Origin of the sequence: Sorangium sp. So ce281 (genome assembly GCF_051527395.1) — a bacterium.
In the GTDB taxonomy this organism is placed as follows: domain Bacteria; phylum Myxococcota_A; class Polyangia; order Polyangiales; family Polyangiaceae; genus Sorangium; species Sorangium cellulosum_B.
This window is the reverse complement of the sequence record NZ_CP150322.1, coordinates 3,380,063-3,402,398: the sequence shown is the minus strand read 5'-3', so window position 1 is coordinate 3,402,398 and position 22,336 is coordinate 3,380,063. Positions and strand designations below refer to the sequence as shown.

Genomic DNA, 22,336 nt, shown 5'->3' with positions numbered 1-22,336 from the left:
GTGGCGGACGCGGCGGACGGGGTGGCGGCCGCCAGAGGGAGCCGCCGGAATCGAGAGGATCACCGGCAGGTGCCCGGCGAGCGAGCGTTGCCACGTCGACAGGCCAAGGCAGTTGTGCGCAGTCCCTGTGCGTGTGGCTCCTGGCGCTCGCCGCGCCTCATTACACGCGCCCTGACTATTTCATCATGAGCAGCAAGAATTGGTCGCTTCCACATCATCGGTCCGTTCGACGGCCCTCTCCAACGGAGGATCGAATTCACGACATCGAGGCTCGCCAACCTCGCTCCCTTCGGGTAGAGACAGCCAGATGCCGGGGACTCCGCACGAGGTGCTCGTCGTCGCGCTGCGGGATCGTCCAGCGCTGCTCGCCGATCTCTTCCACCACCTCACCGGCTGCTCGCTCGGCGGGCCGACCGAGGTGGTCGATGCGACCGTGCGCTTCACCAGAGCCATCGAGGTTCGTCCGGATCTGCTCCTGCGCTCGCGACAGCGGGGCTGGCTGATGGTCGAGGTCCAGAATTCGATCGATGAGCGCAAGCGGAGGAGCTGGCCGCTTGCGGTCAGCGTGCTTGTTCATCAGGAAAAGGCGATGGGCGAGGTCCTCGTGATCACGGCCAGCCGCCGCGTGGCTTCCTGGGCGAAGCGGGTCGCACACCTCCAGGGCGCGCTCGGCACGCGCTTCGAGCTGACGCCGCGGGTGCTGCTCCTGGCAGGTCGACGCGTCGAGGCGCTGCTCGATCCGATGCACCCGGAACTCGCGCTCTTCGCCGCCTGGGCCGTACACCACCGCCGCGGGCCGGCCGCGCGCCGGATCGTGATGCGCGCTCTGGAGCTGACCGAAAAGCACCTCGCCGACGAGCCGTTGCGGGACGCGCAGGCGCGTGCGATCCTCGCGGTGCCGAGCGACGCCATGCTGGCCGCGCTCAGGGAGATGGCCATGGATCCAAGCAAAGTCCCTGAAACCCCGGCGTCTCGACGTTTCCGGCTCTTCTTCGAGAAGCGTGGTCGGGCCGAGGGCAAGATCGAGGGCAAAATCGAGGCCCTGCTCGCGGTGCTCGAAGCGCGCGGCCTGTCACTGACGGCGGATGAGCGGGCTCACATTGATGCCTGCACGGCTCCTGCGGAGCTCGACCGATGGATCGCCAGCGCGGCGACGGCAGCGTCCATGAGCGAGGTGTTCGCGTCGAAGCCAGCCAGCACGACCCGCCGATCCCCCGCCAAGACGCGCTCGCGCGCGCCGGACCGTGGACCGCGGGCACAGAACGCGGCGAGGTCCCAGAAACCAGGGCGCTCGCGGTAACTGCGCGCGGCCTTCTCCTTCGCCCGCTCGCCAGCAGCAGCACCGGCCGTGCCCCGCGCAGCGAGGAGCTCCACCGGCGCGACGGGTCCACCACGAAGAACGAGCCCGGCCAGAGCGAGCGCTACCCGCCCCAGCTACTCGGGCGCGCGATACCGCGCCACGACGATCGTGATGTCGTCGTCCGGGCTCGGGCACCACCCCTCGACCGCATCGAGGATCCGGTCGCGAATCACGCCGACAGGCTCCGTCTGGACAGCCTCGATGACGGCGCAGAGCCGCTCCAGCCCGAACTGCTCGTGATGGGCGTTCCGCGCCTCGGTCACGCCGTCGCTGTAGAGCACGAGCACGTCCCCATCCCCAAGGTAGAGCTCGGCGTCCCGCGTCAGCGCGCCGATCTCGGGCAGCGCGCCGATCCAGACGCCTGAGCTCGGAATGCACCCGCAGCGCCGCGTCCGCGCCGAGCACACGACCAGATCGTCGTGCGCGCCCGCGAACGTCACGCGCCCGTTGCGCTCGTACCGGAGCAAGAGGAGCGTCGCGTGCTCGTCGCGCTCCAGACGATCGCGGACGTTCTTGTAGATCGCCTTGTTGAGCGCCGTGATGACCTTCGCCGGGCTCGCGGCCGGGTCGTTGCACGTGAGCGCCGATACCATGCTCTGGATCATCAGCATGATGAGACCCGCCGCGAGCCCGTGCCCCGCGACGTCGCCGATCCCCAGCCACCCGCCCCCGTTCGCCGGGATCACATCGTAGTAATCACCGCCGACCTCGGCCGCCGGCTTCATGACCGCGCAGAGGTCGAGCCCCTCGATCGAGAGCTGCTTCGGCACCAGCGTGGTCTGAATGCGCGCCGCGACCTGGCTCTCCTGACGGACCCGCTCCTGCTCCAGCCGCTCGCGCAGCTCCACCTCCCGGACGACCTGCCGGTGCAGCGCCGCGGCCTTGACCGCGGAGCCGAGCTGGAGGCGCAGCACCTCGTACATCATCCCGCTGGCGCGGTGGTCGAGCACCGCGACGCCGAACCTCTCCTCGTCGCCGAACGCAACCGGAAGCACGATCCTGCTGATGCGCTCGTCGGCGTCCAGGAAGCCCGGGGGCGCGAGGAGGTGCGCCGGGAAGCTCACGGCCGGCACCTCCACCTCGTGGCCGTCCTCCATCACGAACAGCGGCTTCATGGTGGCGTGCTGAGCGTCGTCGTACAGCGACACGGCGACGTCCGAGAACCGCATCCTCGGCAGCTCCGACGCCAGCAACCCCTTGAGCACGGGCAGGCTCAAGCACGCGGAGAAGCCCCGCGCGCCGTAGGTGACATCGATCGCGGCGAGCTCGACGTTCAGCCGCTGCTCCCCCTCGACGTGCACGCACTCGCTCCCGATCAGGATGCGCGCAGCGTGCCAGAGCTGCTCCAGCGCTGCGTCGCCGCCCACGGGCGACCCCTGTACCCGCGATCGCAGGAGCGATATCACCGCCTGGAACTCCTCGAGGAGCACGCCCTCGCGCCTCGCCCCGTCGAGGAGCGCCTGGAGCGCGCGCAGGAAGCGCCCCTCGTCGCCCGCGAGCTCCGCCTCCATCGCGGCGAGCAGGTCGCCCGCCCAGCCGTCGAGGGCGCCCCTCGGGATCGCCACGCTGCTGGCGAGCGCGCGCTCCAGCGACGCCCGCTGATCCGCGATGGGGCGCGGAAAGCCGCGCACCGAGGGGACCGGCTGAAGGAACGTGTCGCCCGCGCGGTACCCGCAGCCGCAGGACTCGCGCTGCGTGAGCTCCACACGCGCGAGCTGCAGCGCCTCGACAGCCTCACCGTCGATCATGCGGAGGATCGTGCTCACGGCCATCCCCCCGAGCCGCTCGATCGGCTGGCGCACCGTCGTCAACGACGGCTTCGTGAAGCGAGCGATGCCGACGTCATCGAACCCGCAAACGAGGACGTCTTCCGGGATGCGGCGTCCCTCGGCCTTGAGCACCTCGATCGCCCCGAGCGCCATCCTGTCGTTGGCCGCCACCACGGCGTCGAACGCCACCCCGCGCGCCAGGAGCTCGCGCATCGCCGCGCGCCCCGTCGGGATCGTGAACCCACCGAACACGAGGAGGCGCTCGTCGCAAGGGAGCGCCCGCGCCGCAAGCGCCCTCCGGTACCCGCCGGCGCGCAGCGCGGCCTCCTCGCTGCTGCTCGGGCCGCCGATGTACGCGATGCGCCGGCACCCGTGCTCGTCCGCCATGTGCCCGACCGATATCTCGCTCCCGAGGGCGTTGTCGACCATCAGGCTAGGCACACCGTCGATCGCGGTCCCGATGCTGCACACCGGCAGCGGCGCGAAGGACCGGCAGAACGATCGCATGACCTCCATGCCGCCGTAAGGGGAGAGCGTCGACGAGGCGACGATGACGCCGTCGGCGGTCTCAGGGCCGATGAGGTGATAGAAGGTGCCCCGGTCGGCCACCTCCGGCCGGCGAGCCATGGCCGGGTCGCTGAACGCCGTCAGCAGGTTGACGTCGTGCGCCGCGGCGCCGCGCTCGATCCCGGCGCGCAGCTCGGACTGGTAGTCGCCAACGACATTGTCGATCAGAAACGCGAGCGTCCGACGCTGCCTCGTCATGGCCTCGGGCTCTCGATCATGCGTCCGCGATCGAGACCAGCTCCGGGCATATGCGATCCAGGGGCTTCAGGCTCCGACGCTGCCATGTCCGCTGCGCGTCCGTGACGAACCGTATCCTGCATTTGAGGCCATGGCCTATCAGGCGGCAGATGAAGCCGACGAACGCCTTGAGGCAGCTCGAGCTCATGAAGCGCACGTCGCGCACGTCGAACTCGACGGTGCTCACCGAGAGGCGCATCACCTCGCCCTCCAGCGCCTTGACGTACCTGCTGAGCGGCAGAGATGCCGCCATGTCCCCCGTGCCGGTGAGCTTGACGCTGAGGGTGTCGTCCCTCAAGGCTGGCTCGATCCCGAAGCTGTCGATGACGACAGGATCCACGTTCAAGCAGCTCATCTCTCTCCATCTCTCGACCGAGCGCGCGACGACCGCCGGATCGCTCCTCTGGATGCTGCAGCCGACGGCCGGTGCGATGGTCGATGCGAGCTTTCCATACTACGACGTAGTCACGCCGGATCCAATCCCTTCCCGCAAGCCGCGCGGGTTGCTCTCGCCACGCGCGCCACGCGCCACGCGCCACGCGCCACGCGCCACGCGTGAGTGCGGGGAGCAGGAGGAAGGCGCACACGATGCGGCGTCGCGCGGTGAGCACCGCAACATTTCGCGAACAGGCTCTCGATGCAGAGCGCGCCCGCTCGATCGCGGCATCCCGGCTCGGAGCGCGGGATGCCTCCGAATTCGTGTGGGTGTCGTCCGGGCGCGTGGCGCCTCGCAGGGCAGGCGCAGGGCAGCGCGTCGGCCGTCGCGCGTCGCGCGTCGCGCCGGCGTGGTTTCAGAGCACGCTGACGAGCGGCCCGGCGTCGCCTTCGAGCCATTGCTCGGAGATCATGACGCTCGTCGAGAGCCCGGTCTGGAAGCGGTATCCTTCCTCGATCGAGAGGATCTCGATGACCCTCCTGTCGCCGATCCGGACGGGGAAGATCACCGAGACGCTCGACGGAAAGGGGCCGTCCTCGTCGGCCCTGTGCTGGCCGACCGAGACAGACTCGCCTCCGGCCCCGGCGCCGAGCGACCTCACGGCGACCACCGACGGAACGCTGCAATCGATCCGCAGCCACTCGCGCTGCCGGCACGCCTTGCACGCGCCGCCCCTCGCGACGCGCGCGAGCGACACCTGCCCCGCGGCGTCCCACTCGGCCGCTGCCGGCCGCGCAGTCCGCTCGGGCGGCGGGGGCGTCGCCTCGAGCGCGCGCTTCCGCGGCGCCTCCGCGCCTCCTCCCGCGTCCGCCGGACCTCCCGCGGCTCCCGCCTGCGGCCCGGCCGCCGCGCCTCCCGCCGGGGCGAGCACCGACTCCGCCGCCTGCGCCGGCGCGAGCGCGCCGAGCAGGACCATCCCGATCACCGCTCTCTTCTTCATAACGTCCTCAAGAAGGCGGCGAGCGCCGCCTTGTCATTCCTCGACATGTGGCTGGTGCGACCCATCCGGTCCTGGTTTTCGTCGATGAGCTCTTCGAGCGTCTTCGCGGATCCATCGTGGTAATAGGGCGCCGTCCCGCCGACGAAGCGCAGCGAGGGCGTCTTGAACACCTGGCCCGCCTTCTCCTCCGCGAACCCGGGCCGCGCCGCGAACCCGGGCATCGGGTAGCCCATGCGGTCGGTGTGCTCCGTCTCGGGCACGTGGCAGCGAGCGCACTGCGCCGTGTCGCTCATGAAGAGGGCGCGGCCGTGCTCCTCCTGCGGCGTGAGCCTCCGCGCCTCCCTGGGCGGCGGTACGAGGCCCGCGCGCAGGAACGCGGCCAGGTGGCGCGCCCTCAGGGCGAGCTCGCCGTTGCCCAGACCACCGGGCCCCCACCGGTGGAGGCCGAACCCCTCGCGGAGGCGCTCCGCCAGGTTCTCGCTCTGGGCGTTCCAGCCATAAGGCCCCTCGGCCGACACGCGGCCCGCGAGCATGGGAGTCTGCCGGGGCACGCCGCCGCGCGGCGCCACGTCGGCCGGCTGGTTCTCGGCGGATCCGAGGAAATTGACGCTCTCGCCGCCGATGTCCATCACGTGGGCCTCGTGCCACACATGGCCGTCGTCGCGCCCGTCCGGATGACAGCCAGCGCACCCGAGGCCGCCGCTCGTGCCCCAGTCGACCGCGTTGTAGAAGAGCTTCCGGCCGAGGGCGGCCTGCTGAGGGACCGGCGCGTCGGCCAGCGCGATGTACGGCACGGGGCTCGGCTCGAACGGAGCGTCGTCGCGATGCTCGTCGAGGCGGACGATCGCGAGGGCGTCCGTGGAACGGCAAACCACCCACGCGATGGACTCGTCCGCGGACAGCGCGACGCCGCTGGGCGCGCCGCACAGGGTCGCCACGTAGATGTCGGGGCCCGCATGGCGGCCGAGATCGTAGGTGCGGAGCGGGCGGAGCGCCGGATCGACCGCGAGCGCGTCGAGCTCCACCAGGGCGTCGGTGCCCTCGCTGGCGACGAGCAGCGTGCGGGTGCTCTTCCGGTACACGAGCGCGCGCGGCTGGACGAACGGGGCGAGCGAGGTGTTGGGGAGCTCCAGCTCCGCGTCGTCGAACGCGGCATCGTCGAGCGCGCTCGTCCGCCAGAGCGGCGCGCCCTGGCGGCGCCGGGGCGCGAGGGGCGCCTCGTCGCTCGTCATGAGGACGTCGACCGTCGAGGCGCCGAACCACGCCTGCTCGCCGAGCGCGCCGAGCGCGTGGCGCGCGACGAAGAGGCGGCGGCCATCCGGCGAGAGCGCGGCCGCGTAGCCGAGCGACGCGGAGAGCGACCTGCCATGAGGAGCCCGGAAAGGCGACGGAGGGAGGGCGACCGGCCGGGCCTCGGGAGCGCCACCCAGCGCGATCCGGGTGAGCGAGGCGGACGTGAGGTGCGTGACGTACGCGGCCGCGCCGTCCTCGCGGATCACGACGCCGCGGGGCTCGCGCGGGACATCGATGGCCCATGTCGCGGTCGCGGTCGCGAGGTCGACCGCGGAGACCTTGCCCGCCCATGCGCTGGTGACGAGCGCCGTGCGCTCATCGGGCGTGATCGCGAGCCCCCAGGCGTCGGCCGGCAGGGGCACGCGGGCCGCTTCCACGAGCCCCGCCGTGGGATCGGGCCGCAAGATAAGGAGGAGCCCGGGATCGCGGATCGTGACGAGCACGCGGTCCGCGAGCGCGACCACCTGCGCCGGCCGCCCCGGCATCGCGATCTCGACAGGCGGCGTGCTCACGTCGACGGGAAGCGGGATGCGCCGGAGGACGGCGTGGTCCTCGTCGGCCAGATAGAGGGCGTCGTCCTGCGGCGCGCGCGCGAGCGCGCTGCCGACCCGCGTGACGGCCTGGAGCTTCTGCTGCGGCGGTGGAGAGGCCGGCGGAGCCGGCGCCGCCGTCCCGGCGACCTCGGCGCTGCGCTCGACGGCCGGCGTCTCTCTGGAAGGGCGCGAGCAAGCCGCGGCGAGGAGCGCGGCCAGGAGGAGGGTTGATGGTCGGTGCTTCATCGATCGCCCGTGCCAACGACGACGCCTGGCGTTCGTATTCCTCGGCACCGTCGGCCCCGATCCTCCGCGCCCCGGCCACCCCTGCGCGGGAGGCGTCGGGGCACCTGCGACTCACGCGCTGCGCGCGACTGACGAGCTGGCGAGAGAGGGCCCCAGAGCGCCTCCCGCGCCACATATGAGTGGGGACCAGCGGCTTGCGTGGAGCCTTGGGGAGCGTCGGTGGGCCCGAGGGCGGGGCGACTCGGCACATGGGAAGGTGCCGGTGCTGGCCGGCTGCGCGCGCGGCTACGCCCGCCGCGGCCGGCGCCCGGCGCCCCTCACCGCGCGATAGTCCGTGAAAAGCGACCCCAGGATCGTGGCCGCCCCCGTGGCGACGTGGATGACCGCGGCGAGCGGGTCGCGCTTCGCGTAGCCGAGCGCGAACGGCGCCGCGATCACCGACACGCCGAAGGCATGGTCGATGACCTCGTGCGCCTCGATCGGTATCCGCTTTGCCAGGCTCAGCCGGTAGTCGGTGAGCAGGGAGACGAAAATGACCGACGCGCCGAGCGCGACGCCCGCGATCCTCGCGACCTTCGTCCGCGCGGAGAGCCCGGCCAGCGCGACGATGAGCCCGTTCGAGTAATCGAGGGCGGAGTGCACGTCCTCGGGGACGATCCGCGCGAGGGGCGCGGCGCCGAGGAGCGGCCTCGAGGGGATCGTCGTCGTCCGCCGCGCCTCCCGCGCGCTCGGGGCCAGCGAGGCGAGCTCCGCGGTCGGTACGTCGTCCGGCGGCAGGTAGGTCGTCGGCAGCTCGTATGCGCCCAGCGAAGCGTTGGATTGTGCCATGAGGTCCTCCCGCTCTGCGCAGAGGCAATCCGCAGACCGGGGACAGGCCTCCTGCGCGGCGCGGGGCCAGATCCCTTGAGCTCGGCCCCCCCGCCCGCGCCTCGCGCAGGTCGGTCCGCGCGCGCCGCGCGCCCCACGGAGGCCTCTGTTCGTGCGATCCGCGATGCTAGGCTGCGCCCATGGGAGTCCGGATTATTCCTCTCGGCGGCCTCGGCGAGGTCGGGATGAACGCGATGCTGATCGAGGAGGAAGGCCGCCGCGTGCTCGTCGACTGCGGCGTCATGTTCCCCAACGACCAGGTGCTCGGCGTCGAGGTCGCGATCCCCGACCTCAGCTACATCCGCGAGGCGGGCGGGGTCGACGCGGTGCTGCTCACGCACGGCCACGAGGATCACATCGGCGGGCTGCCGTCGCTGCTGCGCGAGTTCCCCGTCCCCGTGTACGGGACGCGCTTCACGCTCCGGCTGGTGCGCGAGCGCCTCGCCGAGCACGGCATCGACGTGCCGCTCCGCGAGGTCGAGCCGCAACAGCACGTCGTGGCCGGGCCGTTCCGCGCCGAGCCCCTCCGCGTGACCCACTCCATCCCCGACGCGGTCGGCTACGCCATCGAGACGAGCGAGGGGATCCTCATCCACACGGGCGACTACAAGATCGATCTCACCCCCGTCGCCGGCGAGCGGCTCGATCTCGGCCGCTTCGCCGAGTACGGCCGCGCCGGCGTGGCGGCGCTCCTCTCGGACTCGACCAACTCGGAGCGCGACGGCTGGTCGGTCAGCGAGACCGCGGTGGCCGAAGGGTTCACCCGGCGGTTTCGCGAGGCGAAGGGGCGCATCCTCGTCGCGCTGTTCGCCTCCAACGTGCACCGGGTCCAGAGCGTCCTCGACCTCGCCGCCCAGCTCGGCCGCAAGGTGGTGCTCGCCGGGCGCAGCCTCGCGACCAACACGCGGATCGCCCAGGAAATCGGCATCCTGCGCGTCCCGCCCGGCGTGCTCGTCGACGACGCCACGGCGGCCTCGCTCCCGCCCGAGCGCCTCGTCGTGCTCGCTTCGGGCGCGCAGGGCGAGCCGAACAGCGCCCTCGCGCGCATGGCCATGGGCGACCACCACCGGCTGCGGGTCGATCCGGGCGACACGGTGATCTTCTCTTCCCGCGCGATCCCCGGCAACGAGATCGCCGTCAGCCAGCTCGCCAACCGCCTGGCGAAGCGCGGCGCCGTGGTGCTCGATCGCGGCCTCGATCCCATCCATGCGAGCGGCCACGCGCAGGCCGAGGAGCAGAAGGTCCTCCTCGACGCCGTCCGGCCGGAGCACTTCGTCCCCATCCACGGCGAGTACCGGATGCTGCTCGCCCACGCGCGCACGGCGCTCCGGATGGGCGTGCCGGCGTCGGGGGTCTTCGTCGTCGAGGACGGCGACTCGCTGATCCTCGAGAACGGCCGGATGCGCCTCGGCGAGACGGTGAAGAGCGGGCGGGTGTGGCTCGACGCGCGCGGCGGGCTCGACGTCTCCGAGCTGGTGCTCCGCGAGCGCGAGCAGATCTCGGATCAGGGGCTCGTGATGATCTTGGTGGTGGCCGACCGCAAGACGGGCGAGATCTTGCGCGGCCCCGATCTCCTCGGGCGCGGCGTGGCGCACTTCGAGGAGGGCGGCACGCTGTACGCCGCCGCGCTCGACAGCGCGCGCGACGCGCTCGCTGCGCTGTCGCCCGCGGCGCGCACGCTGGCGCCGGCGCTGGAGGACGCGCTCAGCCGCGGCGTGCGGCGGGTGTTCCGGCGCGAGGCCTCGCGGCGCCCCGCCGTGCTCCCGCTGGCCGTGTTGCTGTGAGGTCCAGCACGTCTCGGTCAGGCGGCCCGCGCGGCCCAGGCGCCTGGCCGCGCTGACAGGCGAGCTGGAGCGAGCGCGGCCGTCGCCGGCGCTGGATCACGCGGACCGGCGGAGCCCCTTTGTTCTGTCGCCGCATGACCGGCGTCGCTTCATGGTCCATCCTGGGGGGTTGCCCTCAGGCCGCGTGTCCCGGCGAGCGCCCGAGCCGATCACCGCGCGACGCGGCATCATGGTGGAGCAGGCGAGATGAACGAGAGTCCCACGAGCTCGCGCCTTCTGGGCGAGGCGGAGACGACGATGATGGAGGGAAGAGGCGCTGTCGCCGAGACGCGGGCCGAGGAGCCGGTCGGCGCCGATACCCGCCCTCCCCAGTCGTCGCGGCGGGGAGCGCCCGCCAGCCGGCGGGCCACCCCGCCGGCGCGGCCGAGCGAGGACGTCGCCGCGGTCTATCTCCAGGAGATCTCGGGAAGCGCGCCGCTGACCCGCGAGATCGAGGTGGAGCTCGGCCGTCGTATCGAGTCGGCGGAGCGCGCGATGATCGAGGCCTGGGTCGCGTCGCCCGTCGCGCTGCGGGCGCTCGCGGCGCTGGCGGACGACGTGCGGGCGGGGCGGGTGGACATGAGCGATCTGCTGCTGAACGCGGACGGAGGCGACGCGCCGAGCGACGCGACGTCCGTGAGGATGGCGCGGCTGCTCGGGCTCGCGCGGTCCCTGGCGGAGGCCGGGCGGACGGAGGCGAGCGGGCAGCGAGCGCGCGCCGCGCTCTCGGCCGGGCTCTCCGACGTGCGCCTGGGCCCCCTGGTGGAGGCGCGGATCGAGCGCGCGCTGAGCGCGGCGATCCCCGCGGTCGACAGGCTCGGGCGCCAGGCGATCGAGGGGACGCTCTCGGCGATGCGCGCCGCCTGCCGGGCGGCGGCCGAGGCGAGGGCCGAGATGGTCCGCGCGAACCTGCGGCTCGTGGCGGCGGCGGCCCGGCAGCTCCGGCACCGCGGCGTGCCGCTGCTCGACCTCATCCAGGAGGGCAACCTCGGGCTGATCCGCGCGGCGGAGAAGTTCGATTACCGGCGCGGCTATCGGTTCAGCACCTATGCGATGTGGTGGATCAAGCAGGCGCTCTCTCGCGCGTTGCTCTATCAGGGCCAGGTCATCCGGGTGCCGGTCCACATCGCCGAGACCCGGCGCCGGGCGCTGCAGGCGCGGCGGGAGATCGAGCAGGAGCACGCGCGCGAGGCGGCGCCCGAGGAGGTCGCCGAGCGGAGCGGGCTGTCGATGGAGAAGCTCCAGACGCTGCGGGAGATGGCGCTGCCGCCGGTGTACCTCGACGCTCCGGTGGGGGACGACGACGGCGCGCGCCAGGGCGACTTCTTCGCGAGCGAGGGCGCCGCGCCGGACGAGCTCTTGGTCCACCGCCGCCTGCACGCGCAGGTCTCTGCGCTGCTCGAGTCGCTGACGCCGCGCGAGCGCGACGTGCTGCGGCTCCGGTTCGGCCTCGACGGCGGGCAGCCGCACACGCTCGCCGAGATCGGTGGCATGTTCTCGGTGAGCCGGGAGCGCGTCCGGCAGATCGAGGAGAGCGCGCTGAGCAAGCTGCGGACACTGTCGCGGAGGCAGGTGCTGGAGACGCCGCTCGGGGGCTGACCGGCGCTGCCGCCGCGCCGGCGCCTCGACCCCGGGCTCAGCGCGGCGAGTCGCCGTGGCGGAACTCCGCGGTCGCCTCGTCGAGCCGGGCCTTGAGCTGCGGATCGAGCTCGAGCGCGGCCGCGGCGAGCGTGGCGTCCAGCTGGTCGGGCCGGCTGGCGCCGATGATGGCCGACGTGACGGCCGGGTTGGCGAGCACCCACGCCACGGCGACGGTCGTGAGCGGCTGGCCTGCTTCGGCGACGATGCCCGCGAGCTTCTCGACGGTCGCGAACGCGCGCTCGTTCCAGTAGCGCTGCTGGTAGTTGGACGCCGCCGCGCCGAGCGTGAAGCGGGTGCCCGGCGTGGGCTCGCCGCGGCGGTGCTTGCCCGTGAGGAACCCGCCGGCGAGCGGGTTGTACGGGATGACGCCGAGGCCCTCCTCCTGCGCGAGCGGGAGCAGCTCGCGCTCGATCTCCCGGAACAGCAGCGCATAACGCGGCTGCACGGACACGAACCGCGCGAGCCCGCGCACGTCGGCGCGGCCGAGCGCGCGCGCCAGGCGATAGGCCAGGTAGTTGGATACGCCGATGTACCGCGCCTTGCCCGAGCGAACGACGATGTCGAGGGCCTCGAGCGTCTCGTCGATCGGGGTGTCACGATCGTCGGAGTGGAGCTGGTAGAGATCCACGTAATCGGTGCCGAGCCGGCGCAGGGAGGCGTCGATCGCGTCCAGGATGTGCTTGCGGGAGGCGCCCTGATCCCACGCGTTCGGGCCGACGCGGCCGACGCACTTGGTGGCGAGGATGAAGCGGTCTCGCTTGCCCTTGAGCCAGCGGCCGACGATCTCCTCGGTGCGCCCGGCGGCCTCCAAACCGCCGCCCAGCGGGTACACGTCGGCCGTGTCGAGGAAGTTGACGCCGGCGGCAGCGGCTTTGTCCAGGATGGCGCGGGAGGTCTCCTCGTCCGTCTGGAAACCGAACGTCATCGTGCCCAGGCACAGGCGAGAAACGGTGAGGCCGGTGCGGCCGAGTCGGGTCGTCGGGATGCTCATGATCTTCCGTTGTTGCTCTGGAGTTGTTGGCTCGAGGCGTCGAGCTGGCGCCCTCGTCTTCAGCTCCCGCGCGTCGCGCGGGTCCGTCGGTTCAGGGCTCAATAATAGATCGGCCCGACGCTGCCACCGCCGGCGACGACGGCGTCGCCGTTGATCGCGACGCTCCTCGGCGAGGTGAGGAACGCGACGACCCACGCGACCTCGCGGGCATCGACGATCCGGCCGATGCTCACCGAGGCGGCGAGGTCCTTCTCGGCCTCGGGCCGGGCGCGCTCGGTGCGCGTCGCGCCCGGGTGCACGACCGTGACGTTGATCCCCTTCGGGCCGAGCTCGTCCGCGAGGTTCTTCGTGATCGCCGCCACGCCGACGTTGCGCAGCGTGGCGATCGGTCGGCCGGCCTTGCGCACGGCCAGCCCGCCGATGTTGATGATGCGGCCCCAGCCGTTCGCGATGAGGTGCGGCGCGACGGCGCGCGCGGTCCGCAGGTAGCCCACGCCGATACCGCGGCTGCCGCCGGTGACGATGACCCGCTTGCCGGTGAGTTCGAGATCCACGATCAGCTCCTTCCATCGGCAGACACGAGGTCGTGTGTCTTCTCGCGCCGAGGGAGCCGCGGCTGAGCACGTTTCATTCCACCCTGCGCTTGCCCCGTGTTCGCGGAGGGAATGGCGCGCGCGCCGGCACGCCGGGCGGCGTGTCTGCTTCGCAGGCAGCAGCCTGCTGGCGCCGTGCTGCGGGTGGAGCAGCTCGCCCACCGCCGGGGCGCGCGGGGCGCGCGAGGGCGCCCCGCGCGGGCCCGCCGAGGCGGCGCAGGCGGCCGCTCAGCGCGGCGGCCGAGCCGCCCGAGAGGGCGCGGGTCACCGCGACCGGAGCCGGTCGACGACCGCGAGCACGCCCGCCGCGATCGCGAGGATCGGCGCGAAGACCACGCCGCCGAACCACGCCAGCGCGTAGGCGAGGCCGAGCAACGGATCGCCCCCGCCGGCGGGCGGGGGCGTGCCGCTCAGCACGGACACCTGCTCGCGCAGGCCGAGCATGTGGCAGGCAACGAAGGCCGCGATGAGCATCGCAGCGCCGAGGGCCAGCTGTCGGCTCACGGGGCACCTCCCGCGCCGGCGATCCGCTCCCAGAGCGGGCCGAAGCTCAGCGCGTAGAGCAGCGCCGCGTCGCCGACCTGGTTGCTCGCGGCGTACCGCAGCCGGCCGCCCTCGCGGATGGGGAACGCGGCCAGGTCGAGCGACGTCAGCAGCCCTCCGAGGTACGGCGCGTCGCCGAAGGCCGCGGCGCCGAGCAGCGCGAGGCCGCTCGATCCGGCGCTCGCCCCGACGAGCGGCACGATCGGACCCGAGTCCACGTCCCCCGGGCCGGCCCACGAGCGGGGCCACTCGCGCGCCCAGCCGAAGCCGAGGAGCTCCGCCCCGAGCTCGCGGCGCGCCCGCGCGTACTGATCGCGCGCGAAATCGGGGTCGATCAGGAGCAGCGCGTGCGCGACAAGCCAGAGGGACGACCCCTCCGGGCCGTCCAGGATCCTGCCGTCGTGGGTGTAGCTCGACACGAGCAGCCCCGTCTTCGGGTCCAGGAGCCGGGCGCGCGCCGCCGCGAGCCAGCGGCGGCCGAGATCGAGGCCGCGGCGCTCGCCGTGCAGCGCGTCGGCCATGCGCATCGCGGAGAGGGCGAGCGTGTTGCAGAAGGTCCAGCACTCGTCGGGGTAGCTCTCGCCCGACAGCACGGGGCTCCGTTCCATCCGGGACCGCATCTCGGCGACGCGCGCGTCGAGCTCGGCCTCGTGGTCGGCGCGGCGCGCGACCAGGGCGCGCGCGCCCAGCATGAGCGCGATCTCGCCGTCCACGAAGAGGCTGCGCGCAGGCTGCTGCACGAACGGCCGCCGCGCGGCGTACGGCATCATGAAGTGCAGCATCCCCCGCTCGCGCTCGATCGCGAGGGTCTCGTCGACGATCCGGTCGATGACGGCGAGGTGGCGCGCCTCGGCGCCCGGATCCCGCAGCGCGGCGTTGGCGAGGCCGAGGACGAGGAAGGTCCGTCCCATGAAGTCCCACTCGGCGTTCGCGGCCCGCATCCGCGCGAGCGCCGCGTCCTGCGCGGCGCTGTCCTCCTCCCAGAGCGAGAGCTGATGCGCGAGCAGCGCCTGGCCACGCGGCGAGAGCGCGCCCGAGGCGCGGTGCTCGCCCGGCTCGCTCCGGAAGAAGAGGTGGAGGCACGGGAGCCATACGGCCGTGGCGACCAGCAGCGACAGCGCGGCGGCGCCGAGCCGGCGCAGGCGGCCCGCCGCCGCAGGGCGAACCACGACGCCGGCGGTGGAGGAGACGTCGGTCATGGGACGGAGCATGGCGCGGCGCCGTGGCCGGGCTGCGCGCGAGATGTGGCGGATCGGAGGAGGCTCCGGGGATTTTCTCACCGGATGGCCGATTTCGCATACGGCGGTGGTGGGGAGCGCTCAGGATCTTGGCCGCCCGTCGAGGCGGGCGGCCAAGATCCTGAGCGGCGCTCGCTGCCAGGAATTCGAAGCGGTGGTGGCCTAATTTGCCCCGGAGTGATTCACATGAAGGCGGTAAGGCGGGAAGAACATTGATCTTTTCTTCCCGCCTTACCGCCTTCATGTTCAAATTAGGCCACCACCTTCGAAGCGGAGGGGCACGTGAGCCTCATCGTGAATCAGATGGAGGAGATTCTGAGGAGCCTGGCTGCGGACGCCCGATAGGGCCGGCAGGTCGCTGCGCCCCCCCTTGCTCAACGCTTGGTGTCCCGGCGGAAGAGCCTCCGCATGACGGCGCGGGTCATGGCGAGGAGGTTCTCGCTGGTGAAGAGGAACCAGAAGCCGGCGTAGCAGCCGTTCGCGCGGAAGCCGGGGTTGGCCGCGGCGTAGCGCCGCGCGGCCGCGCGCTCGAAGTAGCGCGGCGGATAGCGGCTCACCGTCTCCTCGGTCATGAAGATGTTGACGCGGAAGAGCCCGGTCTCGTCGTCGACATGGTAGTTGCTCTCCCTGGCGAGCCTGAAGAACGCCTCCCGCACCGCCTCGTCCTCCGCGGCGCCCCGGCGCTTCGGATCGAAGAGCTCGTAACGCGCGAGCGCCTCGGTGATGGAGACGAACCCGAAGAGGCTGGCGATCGAGAGCCGGTAGAGGCGGGTGCGCGGGGCGCGGCGCTTCGTCTCGAGCAAGAACAGGAGGCCGGAGACGAGGTGCAGCCCGCGGGTCCGGAAGTCCGGCGAGATCCTGAGCTTCCCGCCGACGATGGCCCGGCTGCGGGGCAAGGCGAGCGGCGCGGTCTTCCAGAACTGGAAGCCGACGATCGCGCCGGTGTCGGCGCGGCGGAAGACGTGCACGACATCGTTGGTCCTCGCGTGGACGCAGAAGTGCCCGAAGTCCTCGGCCATGAGCGCGTTCGAGAGGGCGTGGAGCTCGCGCAGCCGCGGCTCGGTGAAGTCGCACCGCTCGACGGTCTCGAGGCGGACGGCGGGGCGCAGCGGGGAAAGTCGTAGAAGGAGGTTCAACATGGAGGGCTCCGATGGCTCCGGGATGACCCCGACTCCGCGGCGGGTGATCGCCCGCAGGTAGTCGTCGAGCATCCCTCATCCGGTGCCGCCGCGCAGGAGGAGCGCCAGCGCGAACGGCTGCACGTCATCTCACGACGCTTACGGCGCGCCCAACAGGGCGTGCAGCGCCCGCGCGGCCTCGTCCGCGGCGACGTTCACCGGGTCGGCCAGCGCCGCGTCCGCGCCGAACGTCGTGCGCAGCGGCCGCTGCCCGTGCGGCATCTCCAGCAGCCTCAGCAGCACGCCCGCGACCTCTTCCGGGGATGGCCCCTTCATGATCTTGGCCATCTCGAGCATGGCGCGCCCCACGCCCCCGAGCGCCCCGTACTCGGCGGCGCGCGCCGTGTCGTCGTCCAGCCACATGTTGTCGAAGATCTTCGTCTGGACCATTCCCGGCTCCAGGATCACGACGTCGATCCCGAACGACGCGAGCTCGCGCTTGTAGCCCTCGGCCATCATCTCCATCCCGGCCTTGGCCGCGCAGTAGAGCGTCGTGGTCGGTACGACGATGCGCCCGCCGAAGCTGGACGTGAAGGCGAGCACCCCGGTCTTTCGCCGGCGCATGTGCGGCAGCACGGCGCGACAGACGCGCTGCGTCCCGAGGACGTGGGTATCGAGGAGCCGTTGCAGCAGATCGACGCTGCCGCACTCGGTCAGCCCCATCAGGCAGCCGCCCGCGTTGTTCAGGAGCACATCGATCTTCCCCGTCTTCTCCACCACCGTCGCGACCGCCGCGGCCACGGAGGCGTCGTCCGTCACGTCGAGCGCGACCGCCTCGATGGGGATCCCCGCGGTCGCCAGGTTCGCCACCTCGTCGCGCGCCGCTCGGTTCCTGCCGTCGGGATCGCGCATGCCCGCGAAGGCCACATACCCGTTCCTCGCGAGCGTCTCCGCCACGCTCCGGCCGATCCCCGAGCTCGCGCCCGTCACCAGCGCCACCCGCTTCGCCGTCATCGGTCCTTCCCTCCTCGGGCGCCGAGGCCTCACCCGACACTCGTTGCCCCGTCGACGGTGATACACGACCCGGAGAAAATTGGAATTCCGAACGGAGGTGTACGGTACCAACCAGCCAGGATTGAAATGAAAACCGGAAGCGTCGGCGGTCGCCGCCGACACGCCCTACGCCACGGCGAACCCGGCGCAGAGCAGGTCCTCTGGTTGGGACGACGAGCCGAGCGGGTCCGGCAGATCGAGGAGAACGCATTGAGCAAGCTCCGGATGCTGTCGCGGCGGCAGGCGCGCGAGGTGCCGCTGGAGGGCTGAGGGGCTGCCGAGAGCGGCGTCGCGCGGCGACGCGGCGACGCGGCGACGCGGCGGCGCTCCGCTGCACGAACAGCTTGAAAGCGAGCTTGCCGGCGGGCGATGGTAGCGTCTCTTCACCCGAGGGACGCTCATGAAGGACATGCTCTCTGCTCGCCTGGAATCGCGTGCTTTCTCGGCCGACGCGGTCGAGCTCCACGACCTCACGGGGCGCGAGATCATCTCGCAGCCGTTCGAGTTCCAGCTCCACGTCGTGTGCAAGAGCCCCGAGGGGCTCGACGAGGAGGCGCTCCTCGCCGAGCCCGCCGCGAGTTCCGCGAAGAAGCGCGCCCGCGCGTCGCGCCTCGCCGCCGGCTCGCGCTTCGCCCCGCCCTGCGCCATCGGCTCGCTCAGGACGAACAGCGACGCGATCTCGGAAGCGTCCTCGTCGGCCACGTCGAGCAGGCCCCGCCAGACCAGCACGAGCCGGAGCGCGTCGGCGTCGAACCACACGGTGTCGAGCCGCATCGGGACCTCGGAGAACCCACCGCCGGCCTTCTCCGTCGCCTGCTTGAACGCGCGGACCCGCAGCTCGGGCAGCCGCCCCCGGACGACCTCGCCCTCCGGGCGCACCGACCAGAGCTCGAACGGCTCGTCCCCCCGGGGATAGGCGATCTGCTGCTCCGCGGGCGCGGCGTTGAAGAAGGTCCAGTCGGCGGCAGGTCGGGCGAGCCAGCGAGATCTTCGCTGGTCGGCTTCGACGGCTCCGGCTCGGGCAGCGGCAGCGTGGCCGTGGGCAGCGGCGCGCCGGCGTGCGCCGCGATGTGCGCGGCCATGGCGGGGAAGGCCTGCCGGAGGGCCTCCAGCGAGACCTCGGCGGGGGCCCGCGCGGGCTCGGCCTGCTCCGCGGGCCGCGGCGGCGCGATCGGGAACGGCGCGTCCTCCTGGCGCGCGCCGCGCAGCACGTCCTGGAGGTTGAACGAGCGCGTGTCCGCGAGCACCGGCGGCTGCCCGGAGACCGGCGGCGCCGGCGCGCCCGCGCCTCCGGCCGCCTCCCCGGCGCCGGGACCCGCCTGCGAGGCCTCCGCGGCGACGGCGCCGGGCGGCGCCGGGTCGAACGCGCGGAGGGCCTCGGCGAAGGCAGCGGGGTCGAGGGGGCGCGTCTGCGTCAGGTCGAGCGACGGGCGCGCCGCCTCCGCGCCCGCGCCGCGCGCGGCCCACTCCTCGGCGCTCATGCCGCGGGCGACCGACGGATCCGGCTCGGGAATCGGGAGCGGCGGCCGCGCGCCCGCAGGCGGCCTCACGCCCTCCGGCAGCGGCGCTGTCGTCGCGCCGACCGGCGGCGCGGCCGCGGCGACGGGCTCCGGCGCAGGCCACGCCGCGCGCTCGTCGAGGGGCGCCAGCGTCACCAGGATCCTGCCGCGCTCGACGGCCTCCAGGGCGCGCTCGGCGACGGCCAGGGACGCGCGCCACGTCAGGGTGCACCGGAGCGCGTCGGCGTCGATCCAGAGCGTGTCGCAGCGCACGGTGAGCTCGACGCCGGCGGGGTCGGCGAGCCGCGGCGCGCGGAGGAGCAAGCGCGCCGTCACGCCGGGCAGGCGAGAGCGCACCTGCGCGACCGTGGGGTGGAGGCCTTCGAGCAGGATCCATTCGTCCCCGCGCAGGTAGCGTATCTGCTGGTCGCGCGGGGCCGCGTTGAAGTAGCCCCAGTCCATGGCGATCGGGAGCTCCGGGACAGGCAGCAGGAGCTTCGCGGGATCCCACGCGGCGAGCGCGCGCCGCCGCTGCGGCCACGCGCTCGAGATGGGCCCGAGGCCGTCGGGGGCGTCGGGCGCAGCGGGGTTGACGATGCTCGGCAGCCGGAGGTCGGCGGGATCGGCCCCCCTTCCGACAGGGTTCTCGGGGCAGCGCACGCCGCCGAAGGCGAGCTCGTAGCGCACGGGCAGCCTGGAGAACGGGGCCGGCGCCATCGCCTGGCCGGTCGCGGGATCGCGCTGCCGCTCGCCCACGACCTGGAGCCGCTTGTCGACCGCGGGCGCCTGCCCGTGCGCGTGGAAGACGGCGAGGCGCACCCACCGGTGGCTCACGCGCTGGCCGGGCGGGGCGTACGCGCTGCCGGTGAGCAGGACGTCGGCGCGGGGTTTGTGAGGCACGGTATCCGAGGCGACATAGAGGCTCCGGCCCGCGTTCTGCTCGTGGAAGACGTCGTCGAAGAGCGGCAGCGGCGCGGCCAGCGCGGCGACGCCGTCGGGCGAGAGCTGGAAGGTCGCCTTCACGGCGACGGTCACACAGGGTCCGTTCGCCGTTCGCCAGAGCAACGCCGACGCGGCCAGGGGGGACAGGGAGATGAGCTGCATGAACGGCCCGGCACACTAGCCGAGAGCGCCGCCGGATGCGCCCCCCCTCGGCGACGCGGGCTGCTCCGCGCTTCGACCTGCGTGGGGTGAGGAGCCGTGTTCTTCAGAAGATAGGATGAGAGACGAACCTGGGCGACCCGGCGCGAGATCCCTGGAGCTCCTCGCGCGCTGGCGGTCCTCTCCTCCCGTGTCTCCCGTGTCTCCCGTGTCTCTGCCGCGCCGTCACGCCACGGCGAAGCCGGCGCTGAGCAGGTCCTGCGGCCGGGACGACGAGCCGATGTGGACACGGAAATCCCCCGGCTCCACCGCGCGGCGCCCCTCCGCGTCGACCAGGGACAGCTCCGCCACGGGCACGTCGAAGCGCACCTTGCGCGCCTCCCCCGCGACCAGGCTCACGCGGCGGAAGGCCTTCAGCTCCTTCTGCGCCCACGTGGACGACGTCACCAGATCTTCGATGTACAGCTGGATGATCTCGACGCCATCGCGCCCGCCGGCGTTGGTGATCGTCACCTCGAACGACGCCGTGCCGCCTCGCTCCGCGCTCGGCGTCAGGACCTTCAGATCGCCGTAGGTGAAGCGCGTGTAGCTCAGGCCGAAGCCGAAGGCGAACGCCGGCTCCTGCGTCAGGTCGGCGTAGCGATTCCCGTGCTGACCGCGGGCCTGGTTGTAGAATATCGGCTGCTGGCCCACGTGGTAAGGGAACGAGATCGTCAGCTTGCCAGAGGGGTTGATCGCCCCGAACACCGCCTCGGCCACGGCCCGCCCGCCCATCATCCCCGGATTGAACGCCTCGAGGATCGCCGCCGCGCCGAGCGCCGAGCGCGGGAGGACCAGCGGCTTGCTGTTGACGAGGACAACGACCGTGGGCACACAGGTACTGGCGATCGCGTCCGAGAGGGCCCTCTGGCCGCCCATGAGCTCGAGGGTCGCCGTGCTCTTCGTCTCGCCGATGAGCTCGATCCTGTCCCCCAGGACCAGCACCACCGCGTCTGCGCCCCGGGCCAGCTCGACCGCGGCAGGAATGCCCGACTCGTCCTCGCTGAGAACCGAGCAGCCCGCGGCATAGACCACCTCACACCCCGGGGGCGCGAGCTCCCGTATCCCATCCACGATCGTGACGATGCTCGAGCGGGGGTGCTGCGGCCCGTTGCCGCCGCTCATCTGGCCCGAGCCGAGCGACCAGTCGCCCAGCTGGGCGATCGGGTCGTCCGCGCTCGGGCCGATCACCGCGATCCGCCGCAAGGGCCTCGACGCCGCCGCCTCCGCGAGCGGCAGGAGGCCGTCGTTCTTGAGCAGCACGAGAGACGCCCGCGCGACCTCCAGGTTCAGGTCCCGGTGGGCCGCGCACCCGATGATCTCCTGGATGCGCTGCTCGCTGCTGTACCCGGGGTCCTCGAAGAGCCCCAGGGAGAACTTGAGCGAGAGGACGCGCCGCACGACCGCGTCGATCTCGGCCTCGGCGAGGAGCCCGCGGCGCACCGCCTCCTGGGCGCCCTCGTAGAACTGCGGTGTCGCCATCATCAGATCGTTGCCGCTCCGGACCGCCACCGTGGCCGCCTCGGCCATGTCCTTGCAGACCTTCTGATCGAGCACGAGATTGCCAACGTTGTTCCAGTCGGTCACGAGGATCCCCTCGAACCCCCACTCCTCCTTGAGGACCTCCGTCAGGAGCCAGCGGTTGGCGGTGGCCGGGATCCCGTCCATGGATTGATATCCAGTCATGAAGGCCATGCAGCCGCTCCTCGCGGCCCGCTCGAAGGGCGGCAGGAAATACGAGCGCAGGTAGCGCCGCGAGATGTTCGCCTCCGACGCGTCGCGGCCGCCCAGCGTCTCCGAGTACCCAGCGTAGTGCTTGGCGGTCGCCAGCACCGCGTCCGGATCGTCCAGGCCCTTGCCCTGATAGCCCTTGATCATCGCGCAGGCGAGCTCGCCGATCAGATAGGGATCCTCGCCGAAGGTCTCCCCCACCCTGCCCCAGCGGAGATCGCGTGTGAGGCACAGGACGGGAGAGAACGTCCACTTGAGTCCCGTGGCCCGCATCTCGGCGGCGGTCACCCGCGCGACCTGCTCCAGGAGCCCCGTATCCCAGCTGCAGGCCATGGCGAGCTGCGTGGGGAAGATCGTGGCGCCCGCCCAGAAGGAATGGCCATGGATCCCGTCGTCGGCCATCAGCACCGGAATGCCAAGGCGGGTGTCCAGCGCGCGCCGGATCGCCGTGTCAGCGTCCTTCCCGTTGCAGTGCAGGAGGCTGCCGACCTTCATCCGCCCGATCGCGTCCTCCAGATCTCCCTGGGCGTCGAGCTGCATGAGCTGCCCCACCTTCTCGTCCAGGGTCATCCGACGCAAGAGATCTTCCACCCGCTTTCCCACGGGCTGCTTGGCATCTTTGTAGAGAGGAGCGTCGTTCATGGGTTCTCCTGCACGATGGGGAGCGCACGGCGACAAGTCCACCGTCGCGCTCGTCGCCTTCGCCGCGAGCGCGGCG

Annotated in this window: 14 protein-coding genes and 3 pseudogenes; 3 read left to right on the top strand and 14 right to left on the bottom strand. The window is 72.3% G+C overall.

The features are described from left to right. Positions 1-328: 328 nt before the first annotated feature. Positions 329-1,300: a hypothetical protein gene (locus tag WMF27_RS13045; protein ID WP_437768550.1), complete on the top strand. Its 972-nt coding sequence runs from the start codon at positions 329-331 to the stop codon at positions 1,298-1,300. A gap of 134 nt (positions 1,301-1,434) precedes the next feature. Here WMF27_RS13045 and WMF27_RS13040 read toward each other — a convergent pair whose 3' ends face one another. From WMF27_RS13040 to WMF27_RS13020, 5 genes are all read right to left on the bottom strand, one after another. Then, a complete protein-coding gene (locus tag WMF27_RS13040; RefSeq protein WP_437768551.1) occupies positions 1,435-3,894 on the bottom strand; it encodes a SpoIIE family protein phosphatase in 2,460 nt (819 codons plus the stop codon). Between the two features lie 16 nt (positions 3,895-3,910). Next, positions 3,911-4,288, bottom strand: coding sequence for a hypothetical protein (locus WMF27_RS13035; protein ID WP_437768552.1), 378 nt, complete (start codon positions 4,286-4,288; stop codon positions 3,911-3,913). 436 nt (positions 4,289-4,724) lie between these two features. Further along, the gene (locus tag WMF27_RS13030) at positions 4,725-5,309 is read right to left on the bottom strand and encodes a hypothetical protein (protein ID WP_437768553.1); all 585 of its coding nucleotides are present in this window, start codon (positions 5,307-5,309) and stop codon (positions 4,725-4,727) included. Continuing rightward, entirely contained in the window at positions 5,306-7,381 is a 2,076-nt protein-coding gene (locus tag WMF27_RS13025; protein WP_437768554.1) for a hypothetical protein, read from the bottom strand. Before WMF27_RS13025 ends, WMF27_RS13030 begins: the two co-directional genes overlap by 4 nt. A gap of 285 nt (positions 7,382-7,666) precedes the next feature. Further along, entirely contained in the window at positions 7,667-8,209 is a 543-nt protein-coding gene (locus tag WMF27_RS13020; RefSeq protein WP_437768555.1) for an SPW repeat domain-containing protein, read from the bottom strand. A 179-nt stretch (positions 8,210-8,388) separates the two neighbouring features. Here WMF27_RS13020 and WMF27_RS13015 point away from each other — a divergent pair, with 179 nt between their 5' ends. Then, the gene (locus WMF27_RS13015; protein WP_437768556.1) at positions 8,389-10,032 is read left to right on the top strand and encodes a ribonuclease J; all 1,644 of its coding nucleotides are present in this window, start codon (positions 8,389-8,391) and stop codon (positions 10,030-10,032) included. A 246-nt stretch (positions 10,033-10,278) separates the two neighbouring features. Continuing rightward, positions 10,279-11,670, top strand: coding sequence for a sigma-70 family RNA polymerase sigma factor (locus tag WMF27_RS13010; protein ID WP_437768557.1), 1,392 nt, complete (start codon positions 10,279-10,281; stop codon positions 11,668-11,670). A 37-nt stretch (positions 11,671-11,707) separates the two neighbouring features. Here the strand turns inward: WMF27_RS13010 and WMF27_RS13005 are convergent, their stop codons facing one another. The 9 genes and pseudogenes from WMF27_RS13005 to WMF27_RS12965 all read right to left on the bottom strand — a co-directional run bounded on the left by WMF27_RS13005 (position 11,708) and on the right by WMF27_RS12965 (position 22,260). Next, entirely contained in the window at positions 11,708-12,703 is a 996-nt protein-coding gene (locus WMF27_RS13005) for an aldo/keto reductase (protein WP_437768558.1), read from the bottom strand. A gap of 98 nt (positions 12,704-12,801) precedes the next feature. Further along, positions 12,802-13,197, bottom strand: a pseudogene (locus WMF27_RS13000) (SDR family NAD(P)-dependent oxidoreductase); the annotation flags it as partial. Positions 13,198-13,560: 363 nt separating this feature from the next. Beyond that, positions 13,561-13,800 (bottom strand): hypothetical protein, encoded by a 240-nt coding sequence (locus WMF27_RS12995; RefSeq protein ID WP_437768559.1) that lies wholly within the window; start codon positions 13,798-13,800, stop codon positions 13,561-13,563. Continuing rightward, positions 13,797-15,038 carry a hypothetical protein gene (locus WMF27_RS12990; RefSeq protein WP_437768560.1) on the bottom strand — a complete coding sequence of 414 codons (1,242 nt, stop codon included), beginning with the start codon at positions 15,036-15,038 and terminating at the stop codon, positions 13,797-13,799. Before WMF27_RS12990 ends, WMF27_RS12995 begins: the two co-directional genes overlap by 4 nt. Positions 15,039-15,451: 413 nt before the next feature. Further along, complete coding sequence (locus WMF27_RS12985) at positions 15,452-16,216, bottom strand: hypothetical protein (protein WP_437768561.1); 765 nt, start codon at positions 16,214-16,216, stop codon at positions 15,452-15,454. Positions 16,217-16,354: 138 nt separating this feature from the next. Then, on the bottom strand, positions 16,355-17,209 hold the full coding sequence (locus WMF27_RS12980) for an SDR family NAD(P)-dependent oxidoreductase (protein ID WP_437768562.1): 855 nt from the start codon (positions 17,207-17,209) through the stop codon (positions 16,355-16,357). A gap of 813 nt (positions 17,210-18,022) precedes the next feature. Beyond that, a pseudogene (locus tag WMF27_RS12975) lies at positions 18,023-18,715 on the bottom strand (DUF2169 domain-containing protein); the annotation flags it as partial. A gap of 257 nt (positions 18,716-18,972) precedes the next feature. After that, a pseudogene (locus tag WMF27_RS12970) lies at positions 18,973-19,851 on the bottom strand (DUF2169 family type VI secretion system accessory protein); the annotation flags it as partial. 222 nt (positions 19,852-20,073) lie between these two features. Then, a complete protein-coding gene (locus WMF27_RS12965) occupies positions 20,074-22,260 on the bottom strand; it encodes a glycoside hydrolase family 3 N-terminal domain-containing protein (RefSeq protein ID WP_437768563.1) in 2,187 nt (728 codons plus the stop codon). Positions 22,261-22,336: the final 76 nt, after the last annotated feature.